Annotated in this window: 19 protein-coding genes; 14 read left to right on the top strand and 5 right to left on the bottom strand. The window is 59.0% G+C overall.

Going from position 1 to position 24,523, the window contains the following annotated elements; all coding sequences use genetic code 11:
• Positions 1–61 precede the first annotated feature (61 nt).
• From DHN55_RS06165 to lpdA, 9 genes are all read left to right on the top strand, one after another.
• Positions 62–1,282 (top strand): site-2 protease family protein, encoded by a 1,221-nt coding sequence (locus tag DHN55_RS06165; protein WP_108880454.1) that lies wholly within the window; start codon positions 62–64, stop codon positions 1,280–1,282.
• Between the two features lie 77 nt (positions 1,283–1,359).
• Complete coding sequence (gene zapE / locus DHN55_RS06170; RefSeq protein ID WP_108880455.1) at positions 1,360–2,496, top strand: cell division protein ZapE; 1,137 nt, start codon at positions 1,360–1,362, stop codon at positions 2,494–2,496.
• Positions 2,497–2,679: 183 nt separating this feature from the next.
• A complete protein-coding gene (gene mdh / locus DHN55_RS06175) occupies positions 2,680–3,642 on the top strand; it encodes a malate dehydrogenase (RefSeq protein ID WP_108880456.1) in 963 nt (320 codons plus the stop codon).
• Between the two features lie 139 nt (positions 3,643–3,781).
• Positions 3,782–4,975 carry an ADP-forming succinate--CoA ligase subunit beta gene (gene sucC / locus DHN55_RS06180; protein WP_108880457.1) on the top strand — a complete coding sequence of 398 codons (1,194 nt, stop codon included), beginning with the start codon at positions 3,782–3,784 and terminating at the stop codon, positions 4,973–4,975.
• A gap of 8 nt (positions 4,976–4,983) precedes the next feature.
• On the top strand, positions 4,984–5,580 hold the full coding sequence (locus DHN55_RS06185; RefSeq protein ID WP_337659973.1) for a hypothetical protein: 597 nt from the start codon (positions 4,984–4,986) through the stop codon (positions 5,578–5,580).
• A 49-nt stretch (positions 5,581–5,629) separates the two neighbouring features.
• Positions 5,630–6,532 (top strand): succinate--CoA ligase subunit alpha, encoded by a 903-nt coding sequence (sucD, locus tag DHN55_RS06190; protein WP_108880459.1) that lies wholly within the window; start codon positions 5,630–5,632, stop codon positions 6,530–6,532.
• A gap of 99 nt (positions 6,533–6,631) precedes the next feature.
• On the top strand, positions 6,632–9,598 hold the full coding sequence (locus DHN55_RS06195; protein ID WP_108881745.1) for a 2-oxoglutarate dehydrogenase E1 component: 2,967 nt from the start codon (positions 6,632–6,634) through the stop codon (positions 9,596–9,598).
• Between the two features lie 102 nt (positions 9,599–9,700).
• Positions 9,701–10,912, top strand: a complete 1,212-nt coding sequence (gene odhB / locus DHN55_RS06200; protein WP_108880460.1) for a 2-oxoglutarate dehydrogenase complex dihydrolipoyllysine-residue succinyltransferase — start codon at positions 9,701–9,703, stop codon at positions 10,910–10,912.
• A gap of 26 nt (positions 10,913–10,938) precedes the next feature.
• Complete coding sequence (gene lpdA / locus DHN55_RS06205; RefSeq protein WP_108880461.1) at positions 10,939–12,336, top strand: dihydrolipoyl dehydrogenase; 1,398 nt, start codon at positions 10,939–10,941, stop codon at positions 12,334–12,336.
• 174 nt (positions 12,337–12,510) lie between these two features.
• Here lpdA and DHN55_RS06210 read toward each other — a convergent pair whose 3' ends face one another.
• The 3 genes from DHN55_RS06210 to DHN55_RS06220 all read right to left on the bottom strand — a co-directional run bounded on the left by DHN55_RS06210 (position 12,511) and on the right by DHN55_RS06220 (position 17,116).
• Entirely contained in the window at positions 12,511–13,842 is a 1,332-nt protein-coding gene (locus tag DHN55_RS06210; protein WP_108880462.1) for an FAD-dependent oxidoreductase, read from the bottom strand.
• A gap of 324 nt (positions 13,843–14,166) precedes the next feature.
• Entirely contained in the window at positions 14,167–15,129 is a 963-nt protein-coding gene (locus DHN55_RS06215; RefSeq protein ID WP_108880463.1) for a tyrosine-type recombinase/integrase, read from the bottom strand.
• 97 nt (positions 15,130–15,226) lie between these two features.
• Positions 15,227–17,116 carry a DEAD/DEAH box helicase gene (locus DHN55_RS06220; protein ID WP_337659974.1) on the bottom strand — a complete coding sequence of 630 codons (1,890 nt, stop codon included), beginning with the start codon at positions 17,114–17,116 and terminating at the stop codon, positions 15,227–15,229.
• Between DHN55_RS06220 and DHN55_RS06225 the strand changes: the two genes are divergently transcribed.
• On the top strand, positions 17,091–17,423 hold the full coding sequence (locus DHN55_RS06225) for a hypothetical protein (RefSeq protein ID WP_337659975.1): 333 nt from the start codon (positions 17,091–17,093) through the stop codon (positions 17,421–17,423). The genes DHN55_RS06220 and DHN55_RS06225 overlap by 26 nt on opposite strands.
• Positions 17,416–18,264: a methyltransferase domain-containing protein gene (locus DHN55_RS06230; protein ID WP_108880466.1), complete on the top strand. Its 849-nt coding sequence runs from the start codon at positions 17,416–17,418 to the stop codon at positions 18,262–18,264. The genes DHN55_RS06225 and DHN55_RS06230 overlap by 8 nt, the downstream gene beginning before the upstream one ends.
• Before the next feature lie 63 nt (positions 18,265–18,327).
• Here the strand turns inward: DHN55_RS06230 and fsa are convergent, their stop codons facing one another.
• The gene (fsa, locus tag DHN55_RS06235) at positions 18,328–18,981 is read right to left on the bottom strand and encodes a fructose-6-phosphate aldolase (protein ID WP_108880467.1); all 654 of its coding nucleotides are present in this window, start codon (positions 18,979–18,981) and stop codon (positions 18,328–18,330) included.
• 129 nt (positions 18,982–19,110) lie between these two features.
• On the opposite strand from fsa, the gene DHN55_RS06240 reads away from it, so the two are divergent.
• Positions 19,111–21,276, top strand: a complete 2,166-nt coding sequence (locus DHN55_RS06240; protein WP_108880468.1) for a primosomal protein N' — start codon at positions 19,111–19,113, stop codon at positions 21,274–21,276.
• 61 nt (positions 21,277–21,337) lie between these two features.
• Here DHN55_RS06240 and DHN55_RS06245 read toward each other — a convergent pair whose 3' ends face one another.
• Positions 21,338–21,937: a lytic transglycosylase domain-containing protein gene (locus tag DHN55_RS06245; protein WP_337659976.1), complete on the bottom strand. Its 600-nt coding sequence runs from the start codon at positions 21,935–21,937 to the stop codon at positions 21,338–21,340.
• A 472-nt stretch (positions 21,938–22,409) separates the two neighbouring features.
• Between DHN55_RS06245 and DHN55_RS06250 the strand changes: the two genes are divergently transcribed.
• On the top strand, positions 22,410–22,970 hold the full coding sequence (locus tag DHN55_RS06250) for a F0F1 ATP synthase subunit delta (RefSeq protein WP_337659977.1): 561 nt from the start codon (positions 22,410–22,412) through the stop codon (positions 22,968–22,970).
• The gene (atpA, locus tag DHN55_RS06255; RefSeq protein ID WP_108880471.1) at positions 22,970–24,502 is read left to right on the top strand and encodes a F0F1 ATP synthase subunit alpha; all 1,533 of its coding nucleotides are present in this window, start codon (positions 22,970–22,972) and stop codon (positions 24,500–24,502) included. The genes DHN55_RS06250 and atpA overlap by 1 nt, the downstream gene beginning before the upstream one ends.
• Positions 24,503–24,523: the final 21 nt, after the last annotated feature.

The raw sequence follows: 24,523 nt of genomic DNA on the forward strand, positions 1-24,523 counted from the left end.
CGTTAACACCCGTCATGCGACGCTCAGTTCCTGAATTTCCGGGTTTGGGGACGAAAAAGACATGGCGAGCTGGGTTTTTATTCTTGTTGCCGTAGTGGCGGCACTGTCGATGCTGCTTGTGTTCAATTGGCGACGGCCGGTCAGGCTGAACCGCAGTGTCCTGATAAACCGGCCTGCGGAGGAGATATGGACCTCCATCGACTATCTGTCCGGCGATTTTTCATGGCAGCAGCATTTTGAGCATGCCGAAACGGTTGATAACGGCCACGTCCGGATGGTTTATTCGCTGAAGCGCGATGACGGCAGCAAGGTCGGCTGGAACCTGCAGTTTGAAATACTCGAGCGCAATGTCGGCAAGTTCATCAAGGTGCGGCGCACCGATATCGAGGATTTGTCGAAAAATGACCGTCTGCTGGAGCGGGAGATTAACCTTGAGCCGCAGGAAAACGGGACCAGGGTAACATTTCGCGAAGTCTGGGGACCGCGCACGATAACCGGTTTTGCCCTGGTGCACATGGATGCCGCGGCGATGCTTGCCCGGCTGAAAAGCTGGGTTGAAACCGGAAATGCCAATCCAAAGGGATCAAACGGCTGGACGTCGGCGGTAATATCGTGTGCCTCTCTGCTGGCCACAGCGGCCGCATTTTCGCTGCTGCTGGGTTGGGAAATCGGTGCGATCTTTGTCGGGCTGCTGGTGCTGCACGAACTCGGCCATCTGATATCGTTCCGGATGATCGGCCAGCCATGGGGCAAGATTATCTTCATCCCGTTTCTGGGAGGCGTGGCGGTGTCCCGCGTGCCGCATCTGCGGCTTGCAGATGATGCGTTCTGCGCGATCATGGGTGCGGGATTGTCTGTGATTGCCCTGGTGCCGGCTGTCATCGTCAATGCGTGGCAGGTTACATCGCCGGGAGTTGTGCAACTGGCCTATGTTATGGCTGCCATTGCGGGCGGGCTCAACCTGTTGAACCTGTTGCCCGTATTCCCGCTTGACGGCGGGCGCGTGCTGCGTGCGGTGATGCAGTCGTTTCTGCCGAAGCATGTACGCAACGCAATGTTCACGGTAGCGGGTATCGTGGCAATCGGCGGGGTGTTTCTGCAGAATCCGGTACTGGTTGCCATTGCCGTGGTGGCGTTTTTCCAGAGTACCCGGCTGGGCCCGGCAAGGGACGGTGTTGCGCTGATGAAACCCTACAGGGCCTCCGTCATGTGCGCGGCCTACCTGTCGCTGGTGGTGTTGCATGGCGCCGCGGCGGTCACCTTCTGGCCGAGCCTTGGATGATTTTTCCTACGCAGGGTTGAACAGCTTGAACGAGCACGTTACCAGTGGTGTGCTTTCGTAATCCACCGCGGACCACAATGCCCAGGCGACCATCTACCCGCTATAACAACCTGATTGAAGACGGCAGGCTGGAAACAGATGCTGGTCAGCTTGATGTGCTCAAGCGGCTGGATGCACTGGCCCAGCAGCTGGATGGCTATGGTCCGCCCGCGCCCGCAAACGGCCTTGCATGGCTGTTCAAGCGCAAGTCGTCCGGTGCTGCTCCGCACAGCGTCTATATCTGGGGAGACGTGGGCCGTGGAAAGACGCTGGTCATGGACCTGTTCCATGATGCCATTACGCCAAAGACCAAGCGCCGCATTCATTTTCACGCGTTCATGCAGGAAGTGCACCGTGACATCCACGCCTACCGCAAGGACCAGGACAAGGGGCTGATTGATGCCGATGCAGATCCCATCGCCGCGGTTGCCAGAACCATTGCCGGCGAGGCAGGCGTCTTGTGCCTGGATGAATTCCAGGTCAAGGACATCACAGACGCCATGATACTGGGGCGCCTTTTCGAGGCCCTGCACAAGGCCGGGTGCGTTATCGTGGCGACTTCCAACATTCCTCCGGACGAGCTTTATCGCAATGGGCTGAACCGCAAACTGTTCGAGCCATCTATCGAATTCATCAAGTCCCGCTTCGACATTGTCCAACTGGACGGGCCGTCAGACTACCGGCTGGACAAACTGTCCGGTGAAGAGGTTTATTTCTGTCCGCTGGGACCCGGTTCACTGGCACGGCTCAAGCTGTTGTGGCGCAAGGTGACAGGCCAGGACAACGGTGCGCCGGGTGAATTGCAGGTACAGGGGCGGGTGCTGGAGGTGCCGCAGACAGCCCGGGGAGCCGCCTGGTTCACGTTTTCCGAGCTGTGCGACAACCCGCTGGGCGCTGCCGACTACCTGGTGATCGCGGATGCCTACAAGGTTGTGTTCATAGAAGGCGTGCGTGAACTGGGCGAGGCCCAGGGCAACGCGGCGCGGCGCTTCATCAACCTGATCGATACGCTGTATGATGCACATGCCCGGGTGGTGATCAGCGCGGATACGCCGCCTAACGGCATATACCGCTATGCCGATACACCGATTGAGTTTGCCCGTACCGTTTCCAGGCTGACGGAAATGCAGTCTGCACAATGGTGGCAACAGGCCCCAAACGCGGTTGCCGACTGACTTTTCGGGCAATCCGGGCAATGTATACCAATTGTGAGGTGCTAGTTACTTGCGGTGAGGTCAGGTACGGTTTAGTAAACTGCGATCTTTCGCACTAGCGAAATGGCCTCTTCGCACTGCGGTCACCGAACCGGTGTGACTAAAATCGGGTGCCCATTCGCACAACTCACAGGGGAACGCACAATGGCGCGTAACAAAATTGCTCTTATCGGCGGTGGTATGATCGGCGGAACGCTGGCCCACATGGCCGGCCTCAAGGAACTTGGTGACGTGGTGATTTTCGACATTGTCGAAGGCATGCCGCAGGGCAAGGCGCTCGACCTGGCGGAAAGCTCGCCGGTTGACGGTTTCGATGCCCACATGACCGGCGTCAACAAATATGAAGGTATCAAGGGCGCCGACGTGGTGATCGTGACTGCCGGTGTGCCGCGCAAGCCCGGCATGAGCCGTGACGACCTGCTGGAAATCAACCTGAAAGTGATGAGCCAGGTCGGTGCAGGCATCAAGAAATACGCACCAAAGGCCTTTGTGATCTGCATCACCAACCCTCTCGATGTCATGGTCTGGGCCTTGCAGAAATACTCAGGATTGCCGGCCAACATGGTAGTGGGCATGGCCGGAGTACTTGATTCCGCCCGCTTCCGGTATTTCCTGGCTGAGGAATTCAAGGTGTCGGTTGAAGACGTAACCGCCTTTGTGCTGGGCGGGCACGGCGACACAATGGTGCCGCTGGTGCGCTATTCAACCGTGGCCGGTATTCCGGTGCCGGACCTGATCAAGATGAAATGGACGACCCAGAAACAGATCGACACGATTGTCCAGCGTACCCGTGACGGCGGTGCCGAGATTGTCGGCCTGCTCAAGACCGGATCCGCCTATTATGCGCCGGCTGCATCTGCGATCGCGATGGCGGAAAGCTTCCTGAAAGACAAAAAACGTGTGCTGCCGTGTGCGGCCCACCTGACCGGCCAGTACGGGTTGACAGACCTCTATGTCGGTGTGCCCACGGTGATCGGCGCGGGCGGAATCGAGAGGATCGTGGAAATCAAGCTCGATGCTGCAGAAAAGGCGGAGCTCAAGAACTCCATCACTGCGGTGCATGGTCTGATGGATGCCGCCAAGCAGATTGCACCCGATCTGGCCTGACGACGTTTTGGCGCAACGCCGCGACCATTTTGGCAGACGGAATGCCAAAAGGCTTTGCGGCGTTGCGTTTTCGTTGTTCACTAGGCTCCACAATACTGATCCAGTTTACGACCAGACACTCAAACGGGACTGAAACAAGATGAATATTCATGAATATCAGGCCAAGGCGCTGTTGAAATCATTTGGCGTATCGGTCTCCGACGGTGTGCCGATCATGAAGCCGGAAGAAGCCGAAGCAGCTGCCAAATCGCTTCCCGGACCTGTGTGGGTGGTCAAGTCGCAGATCCATGCCGGTGGTCGCGGCAAGGGCCGCTTCAAGGAACTGGGCGCTGATGCCGCCGGCGGTGTCCGGGTGGTGAAGTCGGTCGAGGATGTGGTGAAGAACGCATCTGAAATGCTGGGCAATACCCTGGTCACCAAGCAGACCGGCCCGGCGGGCAAGCAGGTCAACCGGCTTTACATCGAAGACGGTGCCGACATTGCGCGCGAGCTCTACTTGTCGATCCTGGTGGACCGCACGGTTGGCCAGGTTGCCTTCGTGGTGTCGACCGAGGGCGGCATGGACATCGAGGCGGTGGCGGAAGAGACGCCCGAAAAAATCATCAATGTCGCCATTGACCCGATTGCCGGCATCACCGATGCGGATGTTGCAAAACTGTGTGATGGCCTGAAACTGGAAGGGGCCGCGCGCGAAGACGGCCAGACGCTGTTTCCAACCCTGTACAACGCATTTACCGAAACCGACATGAGCCTGCTCGAGGTCAATCCGCTGGTGGTGCTCGGGGATGGGCACCTGCGGGTGCTCGATGCCAAGGTGTCGTTCGACGGCAATGCGGAATTCCGCCATCCCGACCTGGCCGAGCTTCGTGACCTGACCGAAGAAGACGCCAAGGAAGTCGAGGCCTCGAAACACGACCTTGCCTATATTGCGCTGGACGGTGACATCGGCTGCATGGTGAACGGCGCAGGCCTTGCCATGGCAACCATGGACATCATCAAGCTGTATGGCGCATCTCCTGCAAACTTCCTGGACGTGGGCGGCGGTGCCACCACTGAAAAGGTGACGGCTGCCTTTAAGATCATCACGTCCGACCCGCAGGTGAAGGGCATTCTGGTAAACATTTTCGGCGGCATCATGCGCTGCGACGTGATTGCGGAAGGTGTTGTCACCGCCGTCAAGGAAGTCGGCCTGCAGGTACCGCTGGTTGTCCGGCTTGAAGGCACCAACGTGAAAAAGGGCAAGGACATCATCAACCAGAGCGGGCTGAATGTTATCGCTGCTGATGATCTCGACGATGCCGCCCAGAAGATCGTCAAGGCAGTGAAGGGTTGATCGCGGACATGACATTCAAGTTACGCAGGCTTGCGCTGGCGGCGGCCATTGGCGTGGCCGCGGTGCAGGCGGTCGGGTCACAGGTGCACGCACAGGGTCCGGTTGATGATGAAGCCGACCCGGTTTTCGTGTTCAACAAGGTCTGTTATTCCCAGGTGCCGTCGATCGGCGCCATTCGCGATATGGCAACCAGGCTGGCCTGGCAGGCACTGGAAAAGACCGACCTGAAACCGTTCTCACCTGATCCGAACCCTGAAGTGCTGGAAGGCTGGGATGTTCAGGTCGGCAAGAAATTCTTCCGGCTGGGGCTGGTGCGAACCGCGGTCAGCGACAAGTTCAAACAGACATTCCCTGACTTTGCCGACGGCACTGCAACGTCATGCACGCTGGTGCTTGATGGCGGCAGTGATGCTGCAAAGGTGTCGGAAGGCATGCAGAAGCTGGCCGGCAAGGAGCCCGCCAGCAAGGATGTGCCGGACGGAGAGTTCAGAACCACCACGTGGGCCGGCGGTAACGAGAATTTCAAGGTGTTCCTGATTTCCAAGGCGGCGGCGGCCGGGGAAACCGGATTGTTGAACGTGACGATTTTGGCAAAGGCAAAGTAATGCCTGGTGCTTCTGCGGGAAGCGCCGAATGACAGAAAGAAGTGAAGCGATGTCCATTCTTATCGACAAGACCACCAAAGTTCTCGTGCAGGGGCTGACCGGCAAGACCGGGACGTTCCACACCGAACAGGCGCTTGCCTATCATGGTACGCAGATGGTGGGTGGTATCCATCCGAAAAAGGGTGGCGAGACATGGACGGGCCAGGGCGGTGAGACACTGCCGGTTTTTGCAAGCGTGGCGGAAGGCAAGCAGGTAACCGGTGCTGACGCGTCGGTCGTGTACGTGCCGCCGGCAGGGGCAGGCGCTGCGATAATCGAGGCGATCGATGCCGAAATCCCGCTCATCGTCTGCATCACCGAAGGCGTGCCGGTGATGGACATGGTGAAGGTGAAGGCGCGGCTTGAAAAGTCGAATTCGCGTCTCGTCGGGCCCAACTGCCCGGGCATCCTGACACCTGATGAATGCAAGATCGGCATCATGCCCGGCAACATCTTCTCAAAGGGATCCGTCGGGGTTGTGTCGCGGTCCGGCACGCTGACCTATGAGGCAGTGTTCCAGACCACCAATGAAGGCCTTGGCCAGACGACGGCGGTCGGCATTGGCGGTGACCCGGTGAAGGGCACGGAGTTCATTGACGTGCTTGAGATGTTCCTGGCTGACGATGAAACCAAGTCAATCATCATGATCGGTGAAATCGGCGGTTCTGCGGAAGAAGATGCCGCCCAGTTCATTGCAGACGAAGCGAAGAAGGGCCGTGCAAAACCCGTTGCAGGTTTTATCGCGGGACGCACGGCGCCTCCCGGCCGCACCATGGGCCATGCCGGTGCAGTGATTTCCGGCGGCAAGGGTGGTGCCGAAGACAAGATCGAGGCAATGCGCAGCGCAGGTATCGCAATTGCAGATTCTCCGGCCACGTTAGGCAAAACACTCGCTCAGCGGTTGAAAGCCTAGCAAAAACGGCTATGTTGAATTGGCGTGGATTTTTTTGAGTTCACGCCAAGGCAGATTCATAAAGGCTCACTGCAGGTTTCATCCGGCAGAGTAGGTAACATGGCCAAGACAGACGCGAACGACGTGTTCGAACAAACGTCATTTCTTTACGGCGGAAACGCCCAATTCATCGAACAACTGCAAGCTGCTTATGAGCGCGATCCGAATTCGGTAGATCCCGGATGGCAGGACTTCTTTGCAAATCTCGGAGATGATCCGGCGGACGTCACAGCGAAAGCCGATGGCCCAAGCTGGGCCCGTCCGGATTGGCCGCAGCCGCTCAACGGCGAAATGGTGTCGGTGCTGGACGGTGACTGGACCGCAGTTGAGCAGTCTATCGGCGGCAAGCTGGCGGGAAAAGCCGTCAAATCCGGCGACACACTCGACATCGAGGAACTGCGCAAGGCGACGCTGGATTCAGTGCGCGCCCTGATGATGATCCGCGCCTACCGCATGCGCGGGCACCTGATTGCAGATCTTGACCCGCTGAACCTGCGTGAAAAACAACCGCATCCAGAACTGGACCCCGCATCATACGGGTTCGGGCCGGATGACCTTGATCGCGAGATCTTCATCGATAACGTGCTGGGTCTGGAGCGTGCCACCATCAACCGGATCGTGGCCATTCTGAAGTCGACCTACTGCTCGACCATGGCCGTCGAGTTCATGCACATGTCCGATCCACGCCACAAGGCATGGTTGCAGGAGCGCATTGAAGGACCGGACAAGTCCATCGAGTTCACGATTTCCGGCAAGAAAGCCATTCTCAACAAGCTCATCGAGGCGGAAGGCTTCGAGGCCTACCTCAATGTGAAGTATACCGGCACCAAGCGCTTCGGCCTCGACGGCGGTGAATCGATCGTTCCGGCGCTCGAACAGATCATCAAGCGCGGCGGCAATATGGGTGTCAGTGACATCGTGCTGGGCATGGCGCATCGTGGCCGGCTGAACGTGCTGGCCAATGTGATGGGCAAGCCGTACACGGCGATCTTCCACGAGTTCAAGGGCGGGTCGTCCACGCCGGAAGAAGTCGAAGGATCCGGTGATGTGAAATATCACCTCGGTTCATCCTCCGACCGGGAATTTGACAACAACAAGGTTCACCTGTCGCTGACCGCCAATCCGTCTCACCTTGAGATCGTTGATCCGGTTGTGCTGGGCAAGGCACGCGCCAAACAGGACCAGCTTGGCCGGGACCGGTCCAAGGTCATGCCGCTGCTGATCCATGGCGACGCAGCTTTTGCGGGCCAGGGCGTGGTGGCGGAGTGCTTCGGCCTGTCGGGCCTGAAGGGCCACCGCTCGGGCGGGTCCATTCACTTCATCATCAACAACCAGATCGGTTTCACGACCAGCCCGATCTGGGCGCGTTCATCGCCGTATCCGTCCGATGTGGCCAAGATGATTGAGGCGCCGATTTTCCACGTTAACGGCGATGATCCGGAAGCGGTCGTCTATGCCGCCAAGATCGCTACAGAGTTCCGCCAGACCTTCGGCCATCCCGTTGTGCTCGACATGTTCTGCTATCGCCGCTTTGGCCACAATGAGGCCGATGAACCGGCCTTTACCCAGCCCGTCATGTACCGGCGGATTTCAAAACACGTGCCGGTCACACAGCTTTACGCGCAACGGCTGGTGGATGAAGGTTCCATAACCGACGCCGACTATGCCGACATGAAAGCGGCTTTCCGCAGCAGGATGGAAGGTGATTTCGAAGCGGCTGACAATTACAAGCCCAACAAGGCAGACTGGCTGGACGGGCGCTGGTCCGGGCTCAAGACGACCAAGATTGATGATGATCCGCGCAAGGGCCAGACCGGCGTGGATACCAAGGCGCTGAAAAAACTTGGCGAGCAGATGTATACGGTGCCGGCTGACTTTAACATCCACCGTACCCTGAAGCGGGTGATTGACGGCCGGTTGAAAGTGATGAAAGCCGGTGTTGGCCTGGACTGGGCGACGGCTGAATCGCTGGCATTTGCAACACTGCTCGAAGACGGCAGCCGGGTCAGGCTGTCCGGACAGGATGTCGAGCGCGGCACATTCTCGCAACGCCATGCGGTCTGGATTGACCAGGAAACCGAACGCCGTTATGCGCCGCTGAAACATCTGACCGGCGAAAAGAGCAACGAATTTGAAATCATCAATTCAATGCTGTCGGAAGAAGCGGTGCTAGGCTTTGAGTACGGTTACACGCTGGCGGAACCGCGCACCCTGGTATTGTGGGAAGCCCAGTTTGGCGATTTCGCCAATGGGGCACAGGTGATTTTTGACCAGTTCCTGTCGTCCGGTGAACGCAAATGGCTGCGCATGTCGGGTCTCGTCTGCCTGCTGCCGCACGGCTATGAGGGCCAGGGGCCTGAGCACTCCTCGGCTCGGCTTGAACGTTTTCTGCAGATGTGTGCCGAAGACAACATGCAGGTTGCAAACTGTACGACGCCGGCCAACTACTTCCACATTCTGCGCCGCCAGATGCACCGGGATTTCCGCAAACCACTCATCCTGATGACGCCGAAATCCCTGTTGCGCCACAAGAAGTGCGTTGCTTCGCTGGAGGAGATGGGGCCTGATTCATCGTTCCACCGGGTTCTGTGGGACGATGCCGAGTATAAAAAAGACTCACCCATCAAGCTGGTGAAGGACGAGAAGATCCGCCGGGTCGTCCTGTGCACCGGCAAGGTCTATTACGATCTGCTGGAAGAACGCGAGAAGCGTGGCATCAATGACATTTACCTGATGCGTGTCGAGCAGTTGTATCCATTCCCGGCGAAAGCGCTGGTCAATGAACTTTCGCGCTTCAAGGATGCCGAGATCATGTGGTGTCAGGAAGAACCGCACAACATGGGGTCGTGGACATTCATCCAGCCTTACATGGAATGGGTGCTGAACCGGATTGAAGCGAAGCATCGCCGGCCGAGCTATGCGGGCAGGCCCGCATCAGCGTCTACGGCGACCGGGTTGATGAGCCGTCATTTGAAGGAACTGGCCGCGTTCCTTGAAACGGCGCTTGGTAACGGCAAAGCAGGTTAGGGTGAGGCTTGGCGAAGTTGATCTCCCTGACAGTTTGATTTGTGTATCTTTGTTGCGGTCATGTTCCGACCGGGCAGCAACAGTCTTTAAAGGACGGACGTGATGTCGAATGAAATCCGGGTGCCAACACTGGGTGAGTCAGTAACCGAAGCCACAATTGGCCAGTGGTTTAAAAAACCAGGCGAGGCAATTACCGCCGATGAACCATTGGTGGAACTTGAAACCGACAAGGTGACCGTCGAGGTACCTGCTCCCGCAGCCGGTGTCATGGGCGAAATACTCGTCCAGGAAGGCGACACGGTCGAGGTCGGTGCCCTGCTCGGGACAGTTGCGGAAGGTGACGGCGCAGCACCGGCCAAGCCCGCGGCAGCGGAAAAACCTGCTGCAGCGGCGGCAGCCGGCACGGAAGTCGGCGGCGGCGGCGCACCGGCTGCAGCAGCAGCACCATCAGCCGCCAAGATGCTGGCAGAAAACAACATGTCGGCTGACCAGGTCGCTGGTTCCGGCAAGCGCGGACAGGTATTGAAGGGCGATGTGCTGGAAGCGCTTGAGAAGGGCGCCAAGGCCCCGGCGTCGGCACCGGCTGCGCGCGCGCCGTCTTCAGCCGACGATGCACCGCGCGAAGAACGGGTGAAGATGACCCGGTTGCGCCAGACAATTGCGCGGCGGTTGAAAGATGCCCAGGACACTGCGGCCATGCTGACCACCTTCAACGAGGTGGACATGAGCGCGGTCATGGACCTGCGCAAGCGCTACAAGGAACTGTTTGAGAAAAAGCACGGTGTGAAACTTGGTTTCATGGGTTTCTTCACCAAGGCTGTGTGCCATGCGTTGAAGGAAGTCCCGGCCGTCAATGCCGAGATCGACGGCACCGACATCGTCTACAAGAATTTCTGTCATGTCGGCGTGGCGGTCGGTACCGCCAAGGGCCTTGTTGTGCCGGTGGTGCGCAATGCCGACGACATGTCGATTGCCGAAGTTGAAAAGGACATTGCACGGCTTGGTGGCCTGGCGCGCGATGGCCAGCTTTCCATGGCGGACATGCAGGGCGGCACGTTCACTATTTCCAATGGAGGGGTTTACGGCTCACTGATGTCGACGCCCATTCTGAATGCCCCGCAGTCGGGTATCCTCGGCATGCACAAGATCCAGGAACGACCGATGGCGGTGAACGGCGAGGTGAAGATATGTCCGATGATGTATCTTGCCCTGTCCTATGATCACCGCATTGTTGACGGCAAGGAAGCCGTGACTTTCCTGGTGCGGGTAAAAGATTCGCTGGAAGACCCCGAGCGCCTGGTGCTTGACCTGTAATACCCTCGGTTTAAGGGATAAATCTCATGTATGATCTTGTTGTAATCGGCACAGGCCCCGGCGGCTATGTGGGAGCCATCCGTGCTGCCCAGCTGGGCATGAAGGTTGCCGTCGTTGAAAAACGCGCCGCCCATGGCGGCACCTGCCTGAATGTCGGCTGTATACCGTCCAAGGCTCTGCTGCATGCATCGGAACTTTTCGAGGAGGCCGGGCACGCTTTCAAGAACATGGGCATCAAGGTGTCGGCACCCAAGGTCGACATGAAGCAGATGCTGAAATTCAAGCAGGACGCCATTGACGGCAATACCAAGGGCATCGAGTTTCTGCTCAAGAAAAACAAGATCGATGCGTTCCACGGCACTGGTAAAATCCTCGGCGCGGGCAAGGTCCAGGTGACCCCTGAAAAAGGTGACGCCCAGGTTCTCGAGACCAAGAACATCTGCATTGCGACCGGGTCTGACGTGGCGCAGCTGCCGGGCATCGACATTGACGAAAAGCAGGTCGTGTCTTCCACCGGCGCGCTGGAACTGACCAAGGTGCCGGGTCACATGGTGGTGGTGGGCGCAGGTGTCATCGGGCTCGAACTGGGTTCGGTGTGGCGCAGGCTCGGTGCCAAGGTGACCGTGGTAGAGTTCCTTGATCACATTCTGCCGGGAACGGACAGCGAAGTAGCCAAGAAGTTCAGGGTCATGCTGGGCAGGCAGGGTTTCCAGTTCAAGCTGGGTTCCAAGGTGACCGGTGCCAAGACATCAAAATCTGGGGTCAAGGTGACCATCGAACCGGCCAAGGGCGGTGATGCTGAAACACTGGACGCCGACATCGTGCTGGTGGCCATCGGGCGCGTACCCTACACCGACGGACTGGGGCTGGAAGACGCCGGCGTTGCGCTCGATGAGCGCAAACGCGTGATCGTGAATGACCATTTTGCCACCAATGTCCCGGGTATTTTCGCCATCGGAGACGTGGTGCGCGGCGCTATGCTGGCCCACAAGGCAGAGGAAGAAGGCGTCGCACTGGCGGAGCTGCTGGCCGGCCAGGCGGGCCATGTGAACTACGGCATCATTCCCGGCGTCGTCTACACCTATCCGGAAGTGGCATCGGTAGGCAAAACCGAGGACGAACTGAAGGGTGAGGGCGTGGCCTACACGTCGGGCTCATTCCCGTTCATGGCCAATGGCCGCGCCAAGGCCAACCAGACAACCGACGGGTTTGTGAAAGTGCTGGCGGATGCCAAGACAGACCAGGTGCTGGGCGTGCACATTCTTGGCCCTCAGGCCGGCGAACTGATCCATGAATGTGCTGTGCTGATGGAATTCGGCGGGTCGTCGGAAGACCTGGCGCGCACCTGCCATGCGCATCCGACCCTGTCGGAAGCGGTCAAGGAAGCAGCCCTTGCCGTCGACAAGCGCGCCATCCATTCATAGGACAGACTGCCTGCCGGTACATACAACTGGCTGTTTTATATCGCTCACGCAGCAGCCTGGCGGCTGCGCTCCGCGAGGGCGCACTTCGTGCGGCGGCCGGTCGGCCTTGCCTCAGCATTTTCGTGCTTCGGAAGGGAATTCATCACCAACGTCATCCCAGCGCGGGCGCTTAAATCAGATTTCCGATTCTGGCTTCAGCCTGCTGCCGTCGATCATGCGGGTGTAGCTGAACGGGGCAGGGTCGACCACGGGCGTCTTGCCGGTAACAAGATCGGCCATCAGCTCGCCAGCGCCGGGGCCGATGCCGAACCCGTGCCCGGAAAATCCGGTTGCCAGAAACAGGCCGGGTACCCGGTCAATACCGGAAATCACCGGAACCGCGTCCGGTGTCACGTCGATGACGCCGGCCCACTTGTTGGTGATCCTGACCCCCTTGAATTCAGGATGATCGGCGGCCAGTTCGTTCAGGCATTCATCCAGCACCCAGTCGACCGGCTTCGGGTCCAGCACGCGAACCTTCTCAAACGGTGACATCTCATCAAGAGACCAGCGCGAAGCCAGCATGGCTTCGGAAATGAAGCGTTTGCCGATGCGCAGTTTCAGGTACGGCCATTCAGACCGCAGCGCCGGCAGGAATGCTCTCAGGTATTTGAAGGATGCCGGGATGATGTCAGATACGGTGACCGCATTGTGGGCAATGGTGTAGCCGCCGTCCGCACGCTTGCGGACCGCGTATTTGCCGCCTGCAAACGACGTCGCATAGGGCAGGTCCAACGGCTCGGTTGCCTGCACGCTGGACAAGGTGATGAGTTGCGGCAGGTCCAGTCCGAGATTGCCCAGGAAGCGCCGTGACCAGGCGCCACCGGCATACACAACGGACGTACACCTGACCGGGCCGCGCTCCGTCATGACGCCTGACACTTTTCCTGCCTCGGTTTCAATGCCGCGGACAGCCCAGCCGGTGAAAATCTGCGCGCCCATGTTCCTGGCGGCCTGGGCGATAGCCGGCGCGGCGCGTTGCGGTTCGGCCCGTCCATCGCTGTCGGTGTAAAGGGCGCCTGCGAACCTTGCACTGGCGCCGGGTACCAGTTTGTCGAGTTCCTCACCGCGGATAATACGGGAATTGACCTGGAACGGTTGCGCGTTCTTTGCCGCCCATGCCTCACGCTGCTGCAGGCCCTTTTCGTCAAGCTCCATGTAGGCGATGCCGCACTGCTTGAAGCCGGTGTCAGAGCCTGCGCGGTCGTTCAAATTGCGCCACAACCGCAGTGATTCCACGATCAGCGGCATTTCGCGGCTGTCGCGGCCCATCTGACGGCACCAGCCCCAGTTGCGGCCCGACTGTTCCCCGGCAATGCGGCCCTTCTCGAACAGGGCGACTTTCAGGCCGCGTTCGGCAAGCTCCAGTGCGGTGCAGGTCCCGATGATGCCGCCGCCGATGACAACTACATCAACGGCTTCGGGAAGGTCTGTGTCGGACTCGATGAATTCAGGTAAAGGAAGCATGATGGCGCGAGCATATGGTCGGCGCGGCTTGCTTGCCAAGTGGAATTAGAGCCTTTGAGATCTAAATAGAAACGCTTGACCGAATTTTTTTTTGCGTTCGCTGGCTAGGCACGGGTCTCGCCGTGGTCTGGTTGACCACAAGAGAGCCGTAACGCCGTCCAGTGGACGCAAAAAACCGGCCTTCGGTGGACCAAATCAGTCCATCGGCGTCGTTGAAAAGCTCGCCCGATGCACCACATCGCGCTTCGCTTTTCGCCTAGCCGAGTAAACTGATTTGGTGCCATCAAGAATTTCTATTTAGATCTCAAAGGCTCTAAACTGCCGTCAACCGGCGCGTGGGTGAGCCTTGTCGTATTGCGATAACAGGTGCTCGCGGTCGACGCCGGTATAGACTTGTGTGGTGGACAGGCTGGCATGGCCGAGCAGTTCCTGAATGGTGCGCAGATCGGCACCGCCGCCTAGCAGATGGGTGGCAAACGAGTGGCGCAGGGCGTGGGGTGTCGCGGTTTCGGGCAAGCCCAGTGCCGAGCGAAGTTTCTGCATCAGGAGCTGGATATTGCGGGCGTTGAGCCTGCCGCCGCGTTTACCGACAAACAGCGGGCCTTCCGGATCAAGGCCAGGCGTCAGGTCGATATAATTCTTTATCGCGTCGGCCGCAGCGGGCAAAACGGGCACAAGCCGGGTCTTGCTGCCCTTGCCGAGAATACGCAGCACGTCGTCATTGGGTGGTACTGGCGCCTCATGCCGGTCCAGGTTCAAGGCTTCCGATATGCGCAGTCCGCAGCCGTACAATAACATCAGGACAGCCGTGTCGCGGGCAATGATCCAGGCTTCTGCAGCACCGGACATATTGCTTTCGACCAGATTCACCGTCTGTTTCGCAGCTTCCGTATGCAGCGGTTTTGGAATGGCATGGGGCAGCTTGGGCGAGCGCAGGGTGGCAACGGCCGGGTTGCGCAGAATGCCTTCATTGTCGAACCAGCGGTACAAGGTGCGGATGGCGGACAGTTGCCGCGCCATGGTTCGGCTTTCAACACCGGTATTGCGCCTTGCTGCCATGAAGGCGCGGAAGTCTAGGGGCTTGAGGGTTTCCAGGTCACGCAAGGAGGCGGGGCGGCCCAGGTGATCTGCCAGGAAACGGGTGAACTGGGTGATGTCGCGGATGTAGGCATCCAGGGTGTGCGGGCTGACCTGTTTCTCAATGCCCAGATGGCCGACCCATGCGGCTATCTTTGCAGCGGCATCGTCAGCAGCATTGAACTGGATAGGCTGGTCGGCGGATGACATGCGGCCAGTCTAGCTGATTCTGGTTAATGCGTTACTGATGTCGTGTGTGAACTCGCAGCCTTGCTGCACCAAAAACGGCCTGCCAAACCGAGATGATCTAATTCTTGTGTGGCGATGACGTATTTGGCGCTCCTTGCTTGGGCGATTTACCTTTCGACTTTGCGGTCGGTTTTGCATTTTTGTTTTTGTTTTTGTTTTTGTTTTTGTTTTTGTTTTTGTTTTTGTTCTTACTGCGCGACGGTTTGGACGAATCGGATGTGGTTTGCCCGGATCGCCACTTCTCTTTGTTTTTCCCTCTCGGTTTTGGTTTCGACGCGGCGCGATCATGAGGCTTCTTGGTGCTATGCGGCGGTCTAGGATCATTCGGGGTCGAGTCAAAGTCTGGCTCAGCGTCAAGGCGTTTGAGCACGGCACCGGCTTCAAGCGTCATATCGGGCCCGACGCCTTCGAGAAACCTGTCTGCGCTGGCTGCCGAAATCTCGACAAAGCTTACATCCTGCTGGATGCGGATTGCGCCAATCTGCTTGCTTGAAATGCTGCCCACCCGGCACAGCATCGGCAGCAGCCAGCGCGGCTCGGCATTCTTCGACCGCCCGATCGAGATCGAGAACCAGACACTTGGTCCGAACGGCTCTGAGGAACGCGGCTTCCGTTCGCGTTCCGGCGCATGCGGTGTGGCCGCGGACAATTCTTCCGGCGCAGATACCTTCGCATTGTGCAGCCGCAAGTAGGCGGCGGCGATCTGCTCGACGCTGTGCCTGTCGACCAGCTTGGTGACGAAACCGCGTTCGGCGTCGGTGACCTCTTCTTCCCAGACAGGATTGGACAGCAGCCGCTCTTCATCCCGGGCCAGGACATCGCCTGCCGATGGTGGCTCGCTCCACTCGGCACGCACCTTGGCGCCCTGTAACAGCCGTTCGGCCTTGCGGCGCAGTTTGGCGGGCACAATCAGCGCGCTGACGCCCTTGCGTCCGGCCCGCCCGGTGCGCCCGGAACGGTGCAGCAGGGTTTCTGAATTCGACGGCAGGTCGGCGTGGATCACCAGTTCCAGCTTGGGCAGGTCGATGCCGCGCGCGGCCACATCAGTGGCCACGCAGACCCGCGCGCGCCCGTCGCGCATGGCCTGCAGCGCATGGGTACGCTCGTTCTGGGTCAGTTCGCCGGAGAGCGCCACGACAGAGAATCCCCGGTTTGAAAACCGTGTCGTGAGCCGGTTGACGGCGGCCCGCGTATTGCAGAACACCAGCGCGTTCTGGGCCTCGTAAAAGCGCAGAACGTTGATCACTGCATTTTCTATATCGCGCGGGCTGACATTTAGCGCGCGGTATTCGATGTCGGCATGCTGGGTCTTTTCGGCGGTGGTGGTCACGCGCACTGCGTTGCGCTGGTATTTCTTTGCCAGCGCCGCGATGGCGCGCGGCACGGTGGCGGAAAACATCAGCGTGCGCCGCTGCGCAGGGGCCTCTCCCAGAATGAACTCCAGATCTTCGCGAAAACCGAGATCCAGCATCTCGTCGGCCTCATCGAGCACGATGGCGCGCAGGCTGCCGGTGGTGAGCGAGCCACGCTTGATGTGATCGCACAGCCGTCCGGGTGTTGCGACAACGATATGGGCGCCCCTGTTGAGCGCCTGGCGTTCGCTGCGCATGTCCATGCCGCCGACACATGACGCGACGACGGCGCCGGTTTTCCCGTACAGCCACGCAAGCTCGCGCTTGACCTGCAAGGCCAGCTCGCGTGTCGGCGCGATGACCAGGGCCAATGGATCAGAAGCCGGTTCGAAATGCTCGGCGTCGCCCAGCAGCGTGGGCGCGATGGCCAGGCCGAAACCGACGGTCTTGCCCGATCCCGTCTGTGCCGAGACCAGCAGGTCGGCATCGTCGAATTCCGGTTTGGCGACTTCCTGCTGTACGGGTGTAAGGTCGGTGTATCCGCGCTGTTCAAGCGCGGCGGCGAGGGTCTTGATCATGGTGTTCACTTGTCGCAATCGTCTGGGTGAAATGGCTCACCAACCTGAAGTCAAGGCGAGCCGTGATTACCGCAATGCGCACCCAGGTTCCAAGCGCCGCGATATGCTGCAAATAGCGCCGATCACAGGGAATGTACAGGGTCCAGTTATCGCCAGTCAGGTGTTGTACTACCGCCTACCCTCATCAAGGGCGTTTTTGAAGCGTAAGGATGCCGACGACGTTGTTCTGTACATTCGCTCGAAAATCGATTGTGCTTCGCGTCCGGACAAGACGGTCGGGAGCCAGGTGCTGCTGAGTATGGCGGAGAAAGAAGCTTATGAATGATGATGTGTCACGGTCGTCTGAATATATTCATGGCAGTTCGCCGGAGGAACAACACCGGTTGTCCCTGCTTAATGGTATTTTGAATGAGTCGTGCCTGAGAGAGCTCAATCTCCAGCCGGGAGAGAAAGTCCTGGATCTTGGCAGTGGCCTTGGTCAGTTTACCCGTCTGATTGCACGGACAGTGGGCAGCGAGGGGCATGTAGTCGGAATTGAGCGGGATCGCCATCAAATAATGCAAGCGAAAAGCCTCGCGGACAGTTCGGGGGAAACGGAGCTTGCGGAGTTTCGCAAAGGCGATGCGCTGGAGCTCCCGTTGAGTGGGTCGGAACTGGGAACGTTCGACGTTGCTCATGCCCGCTTTCTTCTGGAGCATATTCCCCGCCCGGCACTGGTCATTGAACAGATGGTTCGTTCGGTTCGCCCTGGCGGAAGAATTTTTGTCTCTGATGATGATCATGACAACTTTCGTCCGTGGCCCGAACCTCGCGGTTTCCACGCCCTTTGGCAGGCGTACGTACGTTCGTATGAGAGGCTTGGCAATGACCCGTATGTCGGTCGTCGCCTCGTCTCGTTGCTTCGAGATGCCGGGCTAACCTCCATTCGCAACACTTGCGTGTTTTTTGGGGGCTGCGCAGGAAATGAAAGGTTTCAGGCTGTCGCTGACAATCTGATTGGTGCCCTTGAGGGAGCCAAAGACGCAATGCTGTCTGAAGCATTCCTGGATGAGGAGTCTTTCGACACTGGCATGGACGGGCTTCAGCACTGGAAAGCGCATTCTTCAGCGGTCTTGTGGTACACGGTGTGTTGCGCAGAAGGGACCGTACCAAACCAAACTATCTGACTTTGTCTGGCGTCAGCGCCAATGGGGACACAGTTTGCCGTGTCGGTTTATGGATACACGCGTTCAAAGTATTTTCTGGCCGGTCTTGGCCCAGTCTGCCGTGAAGGCTTCAAGGCCCTTGTCGGTCAGCGGGTGCTTGACCAGGGCTTTCAGGGTGGCCGGCGGCACGGTTGAGACATCTGCGCCGGCAAGGGCAGCCTGCTTGACGTGGTTTACCGTGCGGATCGAAGCGGCCAGGATTTCGGTGCGGAAATCGTAATTGTCGTAGATTTCGCGGATTTCCTCGATCAGTTCCATGCCGTCCAGGCCGATATCATCAAGGCGACCGATGAACGGAGAAATGAAGGTGGCACCGGACTTGGCTGCCAGCAGGGCCTGGTTGGCGTTGAAGCACAAGGTGACATTGACCATGGTGCCTTCGCCGGTCAGCGTGCTGCAGGCTTTCAGCCCATCCCAGGTGAGCGGCACCTTGACTGTGACGTTGCTGGCGATTTTCGCCAGGTGGCGGCCTTCGGCAATCATGCCGTCGGCGTCGAGTGCGACTACTTCCGCCGACACCGGACCGGGGATCATCTTGCAGATTTCGGCGATGGTTTCCTTGAAATCACCGCCGGACTTGGCCACCAGTGACGGGTTGGTGGTAACACCGTCGAGCAGACCCATGGAAGCCAGTTCGCGAATCTCGTCAAGGTCGGCAGTATCGGCAAAGAATTTCATGGATCGGGTCCGTTAAATGATGATGGTTGGCGCGAACCTAGCACCGGTGTACAGGCAAGCCAATGGCGAAGTGATGCGCACAGTGTTGTGGTTGATCCGCGCACCCGTTTGCGCCAGCTTGGGCTTCATATGACGACGGATTCGACAGTTCAGGTATTACTGCCGCTGGCACTGGATGATGCCTACACCTACCTGGTGCCGGACGGCATGACGCTCGCCCCCGGCGACTATGTGCGCGTGCCCCTGGGCCCGCGTCTGGTCATCGGCGTGGTCTGGGACACGGGCGGCGAGGTACCGGATACGGCCAGGCTTCGTGCGGTCAGCGAAAAATACGAAACGCCTGCCATGCCGGAGTTGCACCGGCAGTTCATCAACTGGGTAGCGCAGTACTATCTAGAGCAGCCGGGTTCTGTCCTGCGCATGGCGTTGCGGGTTCCCGAGGCGCTCGGTGCGCCGCGCCAGCAAATCGCCTACCGCGCATCCGGACAGCAGCCGCAAAAAATGACCGCACAGCGCACACGGGTTCTCGAAGTGGCAAGCGACGGGCTGGCGCGGCGCACGCCGGAACTTGCCCAGGAAGCAGGCGTCGGCGCATCAGTGGTGAAGGGGCTGGTCAAGGCAGGTGCACTGGAAGCCGTCACACTACCTGCCATGGCAGCTTTTGCAGAACCGGAATTGAACCATAACCGGGTCGAGCTGTCGGACAGCCAGACGCTGGCGGCAGCGGATTTGCGCAAGCAGGTCACAGGGCGCGGATTTTCAGTGTCACTGCTGGATGGGGTGACGGGTTCCGGCAAGACGGAAGTTTATTTCGAGGCCATGGCAGCAGCCCTGGCGCAAGGCAGGCAGGTATTGCTGCTGTTGCCGGAAATTGCGCTGACGGGGCCGTTCCTGCGCCGGGTGGAAGAGCGCTTTGGTGTGCCGCCGGCGGAGTGGCACTCAGCAGTTCGCCCGCGAGAGCGCGAGCGGGTCTGGCGCGGTGTGGCCAGCGGCGAGGCGCGCATCGTGGTCGGCGCGCGCTCGGCCCTGTTCCTGCCGTGGCAGCGGCCCGGCCTGATCGTGGTGGACGAGGAGCACGAGCCTGCCTTCAAGCAGGCCGAAGGCGTCAACTACCATGCCCGTGACATGGCTGTGCTGTATGGCTCCCTGGGCGGGTTCCCGGTGATACTGGCCTCGGCCACGCCGTCGATGGAATCGCTGTGGAATGCCGGCAAGGGACGCTATGGCCATGTCCGGCTTGAAGCGCGTTACGGCAAGGCGCAGTTGCCTGACATCAGCCTGCTCGACATGCGGGCTGAAAAAATGCCGTCCGGTGAATGGATGGCGCCGGCCCTGACGCAGGCCGTGGCTGAAACGCTGGGCAAGGGTGACCAGGCGCTGCTGTTTTTGAACCGGCGCGGCTATGCACCACTGACCCTGTGCCGGACCTGCGGGTTCCGGCTGGCCTGTCCACAGTGCGCAAGCTGGCTGGTGGAGCACAGGTTCAGGGGCAGGCTCGCGTGTCACCATTGCGGACATGAGGAACCGGTACCGGATGCGTGTCCGTCATGCGGCAGCGAAAACACCCTGGTGCCATGCGGACCTGGTGTCGAGCGGCTGGCGGAAGAAGCAACCCAACGATTTCCCGATGCGAAGATTGCAATCCTGTCGTCGGACCTGTCACGCGGTGTGCTGCTGAGGGATACCCTGCAGGCCATTGCGCGCGGCGACTACAACCTCATCATCGGGACGCAACTGGTGGCCAAGGGGCATCACTTCCCGCAACTGACCCTTGCCGGCGTCATCGACGCTGACCTGGCGCTGGAAACCACCGATCCGCGTGCCGGTGAACGGACCTGGCAGATGCTGGCCCAGGTGTCCGGCCGGGCAGGGCGCGGCGACAAGACCGGCCGTGCCCTGGTGCAGACCTATATGCCGGACCACCCCTTGATGCAGGCATTGGCCGCCGGTGACCGTGACGGTTTCCTGGCCCATGAAAGTGATATTCGCGAGCGCGCCATGTTGCCGCCGTTCGGGCGCATGGCCGGCATTATCATATCGGGCAGTGACCGGGATGAAACCGGCCGGTTTGCCCAGAGCCTGTTGCGAACCGTGCCGGACGCCAAGGATGTGCAGGTGCTTGGGCCGGCACCGGCGCCATTGTCCATGGTGCGTGGCCGTCACCGGTTCCGCTACCTGGTGATGTGCGCACGCGATGTGGACATCCAGGCCTATCTGCGCCAGTGGCTTGGCGGCATCAAGCCCAGGGGCTCGCTCAGGCTGGCGATCGATGTCGACCCGTACAGTTTTCTGTAGATCAGTATAGTTTCCGATTGAATCAGTCAGAAACTATAAAACTGATCGTTTTTGATGGGCTCTAGAGCAACACCGGACCAGACGGACCCGTGTAACCGAAGCCCGGGGCTGACGACCTGAACCGGTCGCGGCGATATTTGTCTGAATTGCTGCGCTTGACCTCGACAGAGTCTGCATAGTTCTTGGCCGCTTCGGGCAGCTTCTTGGCGTAGATACCGGCGTTGTAATAAGCGACCGACCCGCGGTTCAGGGCTTTGCGCAGATAGCGCAGGCCGTAGTGCAGGTTGGTGTCGGGATCATACAGGTCATCGCAGGTGCCCTTGTAGCCGATGCCGCGGGCGGTCTGGCATTTGAGCTGCATCAGGCCGATCTCGCCGGCTGCACCGGTAACGTTCGCGCGAAAGCTTGATTCCTGGAGCACCACCGCCAGGGCGGTATCAATAGGTACATCGGCTCCTTCGGCATGAACGTGAATCTTTGCCAGGATCACCGGGCGTGGCCGCTTTATCTTCGTGCGCTGTGTCCCGGCAATGGTCTTGGCAGCCTTTTTGGCTGGCTTTTCGGTTATCCGGTTGTAAACGAGTTGTGCCGCTGCAGAACGCTGTGAAGCAGCAGCGGAGACGTCCCTGGCAGACTCCTGTGGTTTGGCTGTGACAGTCATTGGCAAGCAAACTGATGCCGCCAGCGCGATCGCGCTGAACAATTTCCTCGATGTCATGTAAAATGTACTCCGGTAGTTTCGCCGTGTCGGGGCGCACAAGGCACCCGTGGTTACGCATGCCGACGGTTGGTCGGCAAAAAATTCCCTTGTTGATCAATGGTTACAGTCACTTGGAAATGCCGCCGCGTGACTGTCCCTGGCCGTCTGGCGCAAGCTCTAATGAGAAGCTTGGGCTTTATTTGGAACCTGTATGGACAGTTTCAAGGCAACAATGTGTCTGAGATTGCGGCAATCCGCCGCCATGTCACAGTTGCGCCACGCATATGCCTGTGCTAGATCGAGCGCGCAACTGGGAAAGCACGGCTTGCCGGGTAAAACCGGTTGCGGGGAATTACCAAAATAAGTCAGGTATTTGCACTGTTTTCGGTGGTGCCTGAAGTCCGCAAAACCGCCAAAGTGAGTACACCTCCACGTGACGGCTCAAGAACAAAAAGCAACAGGCATGCCGGGGCGTTACGCCACCGCTCTGTTTGAATTGGCACAGGAATCCAACTCGGTCGGCCAGGTTTCGGCTGATCTGGATAGTTTTGCTGCCATGTTGGATTCATCCGAAGATCTGACCCGGCTGGTCCGCAGCCCGGTGTTTGGTGCCGGTGAACAGATTGCGGCGCTGGATGCGGTTTTCGCACAGGCCGGGATCAAATCCATTGCAGCGAATTTTATCAGGCTGGCGGCCAACAACCGCCGGCTTTTTGCTGTCAGGAACATGATCGGGGCATACAGGTCCCTGGTCGCTGAAGCGCGCGGCGAAATTGCCGCTGAAGTCGTTTCCGCTGAAAAACTCACTGCTGCACAGCTTTCCAAGCTGAAGGCAGAACTCAAGGCTTCGGTTGGCTCTGATGTAGAGCTGGCCACTACCGTTGATCCGTCGATACTCGGCGGACTTATCGTCAAAGTCGGTTCCCGTATGGTCGATAACTCACTTCGTACCAAACTCCAGAACCTCAAGGTTTCCATGAAAGGGGTCAGCTGATGGATATCCGCGCCGCCGAGATTTCCTCAATACTCAAAAAGCAGATCAAGGACTTCGGCAAAGAAGCCCAGGTCTCCGAGATCGGTCAGGTTTTGTCCGTTGGTGACGGTATCGCCCGTGTCTACGGTCTGGACAATGTTCAGGCCGGTGAAATGGTCGAATTCCCGGGCGGCATCATGGGCATGGCCCTGAACCTGGAAGTCGACAATGTCGGTATCGTTATTTTCGGGTCCGACCGCGACATCAAAGAAGGCGACACCGTCAAGCGGACCGGCGCCATCGTGGAAGTGCCGGTCGGCAAGGAATTGCTGGGACGTGTGGTTGATCCGCTCGGCAATCCGATTGACGGCAAAGGCCCGATCAAGGCGAAACAGCGCCAGCGCGTGGACGTCAAGGCGCCGGGTATCATCCCGCGCAAATCCGTGCATGAGCCAATGGCAACCGGCCTCAAGGCTGTTGACGCGCTGATCCCGGTCGGCCGTGGCCAGCGTGAACTGGTGATTGGTGACCGTCAGACCGGCAAGACCGCCATTCTGCTCGACACCATGCTCAACCAGAAGCCGATCCACGTAAACGGCCCTGAAGAAGACAAGCTGTACTGTGTGTATGTGGCCTGTGGCCAGAAGCGCTCCACGGTTGCCCAGTTTGTGAAAATTCTCGAAGACAATGGTGCGCTGGAATATTCCATCATCGTTGCCGCGACCGCGTCCGATCCCGCCCCGCTGCAGTTCCTGGCGCCATTTGCCGGCTGCACCATGGGGGAGTATTTCCGTGACAACGGCATGCACGCCCTGATCGGGTATGACGATCTGTCCAAACAGGCTGTTGCCTATCGTCAGATGTCACTGCTGCTGCGCCGTCCACCTGGACGTGAAGCTTATCCCGGTGACGTTTTCTATCTCCATTCACGCCTGCTGGAACGGTCGGCCAAGCTGAACGAAGACAATGGATCAGGCTCGCTCACCGCGCTGCCGATCATTGAAACCCAGGCCAACGACGTGTCTGCCTATATTCCGACCAACGTGATTTCGATCACCGACGGTCAGATCTTCCTGGAAACCGACCTGTTCTATCAGGGTATCCGTCCTGCGGTGAACGTGGGTCTGTCGGTGTCACGCGTGGGTTCCTCGGCCCAGATCAAGGCGATGAAACAGGTTGCCGGCAAGATCAAGGGCGAACTGGCCCAGTACCGCGAGATGGCGGCGTTTGCCCAGTTCGGTTCTGACCTTGATGCATCTACCCAGCGTTTGCTGAACCGTGGTGCACGTTTGACCGAGCTGCTCAAGCAGCCCCAGTTCTCGCCGCTGAAGACGGAAGAGCAGGTTGTCGTGATCTATGCCGGTGTAAACGGCTACCTCGACGACATTGCGGTCAACCAGGTCGGTGAGTTCGAAGACGGCTTGCTGCGCCTGGTGCGCGACAGTCATGCTGACCTGCTGGAATCGCTGCGGACGAAGAAGGAAGTTACCGATGAAATCGGCGACAAGCTGAAGTCCATCGTTGACGATTATGCCAAGGCATTCGCAGCCTGATTGGCGCTGTTCGTAGAGATC

Origin of the sequence: Anderseniella sp. Alg231-50, assembly GCF_900149695.1 — a bacterium.
Lineage (GTDB): Bacteria > Pseudomonadota > Alphaproteobacteria > Rhizobiales > Aestuariivirgaceae > Anderseniella.

Coding starts and splice junctions, on each gene's coding strand:
- odhB (WP_108880460.1), top strand. CDS start 9,701: ATGTCGAATGAAATCCGGGTGCCAACACTGGGTGAGTCAGTAACCGAA.
- DHN55_RS06165 (WP_108880454.1), top strand. CDS start 62: ATGGCGAGCTGGGTTTTTATTCTTGTTGCCGTAGTGGCGGCACTGTCG.
- DHN55_RS06195 (WP_108881745.1), top strand. CDS start 6,632: ATGGCCAAGACAGACGCGAACGACGTGTTCGAACAAACGTCATTTCTT.
- DHN55_RS06245 (WP_337659976.1), bottom strand. CDS start 21,937: ATGACTGTCACAGCCAAACCACAGGAGTCTGCCAGGGACGTCTCCGCT.
- mdh (WP_108880456.1), top strand. CDS start 2,680: ATGGCGCGTAACAAAATTGCTCTTATCGGCGGTGGTATGATCGGCGGA.
- sucC (WP_108880457.1), top strand. CDS start 3,782: ATGAATATTCATGAATATCAGGCCAAGGCGCTGTTGAAATCATTTGGC.
- atpA (WP_108880471.1), top strand. CDS start 22,970: ATGGATATCCGCGCCGCCGAGATTTCCTCAATACTCAAAAAGCAGATC.
- DHN55_RS06215 (WP_108880463.1), bottom strand. CDS start 15,129: ATGTCATCCGCCGACCAGCCTATCCAGTTCAATGCTGCTGACGATGCC.
- DHN55_RS06230 (WP_108880466.1), top strand. CDS start 17,416: ATGAATGATGATGTGTCACGGTCGTCTGAATATATTCATGGCAGTTCG.
- sucD (WP_108880459.1), top strand. CDS start 5,630: ATGTCCATTCTTATCGACAAGACCACCAAAGTTCTCGTGCAGGGGCTG.
- fsa (WP_108880467.1), bottom strand. CDS start 18,981: ATGAAATTCTTTGCCGATACTGCCGACCTTGACGAGATTCGCGAACTG.
- zapE (WP_108880455.1), top strand. CDS start 1,360: ATGCCCAGGCGACCATCTACCCGCTATAACAACCTGATTGAAGACGGC.
- DHN55_RS06185 (WP_337659973.1), top strand. CDS start 4,984: ATGACATTCAAGTTACGCAGGCTTGCGCTGGCGGCGGCCATTGGCGTG.
- lpdA (WP_108880461.1), top strand. CDS start 10,939: ATGTATGATCTTGTTGTAATCGGCACAGGCCCCGGCGGCTATGTGGGA.
- DHN55_RS06210 (WP_108880462.1), bottom strand. CDS start 13,842: ATGCTTCCTTTACCTGAATTCATCGAGTCCGACACAGACCTTCCCGAA.
- DHN55_RS06240 (WP_108880468.1), top strand. CDS start 19,111: ATGACGACGGATTCGACAGTTCAGGTATTACTGCCGCTGGCACTGGAT.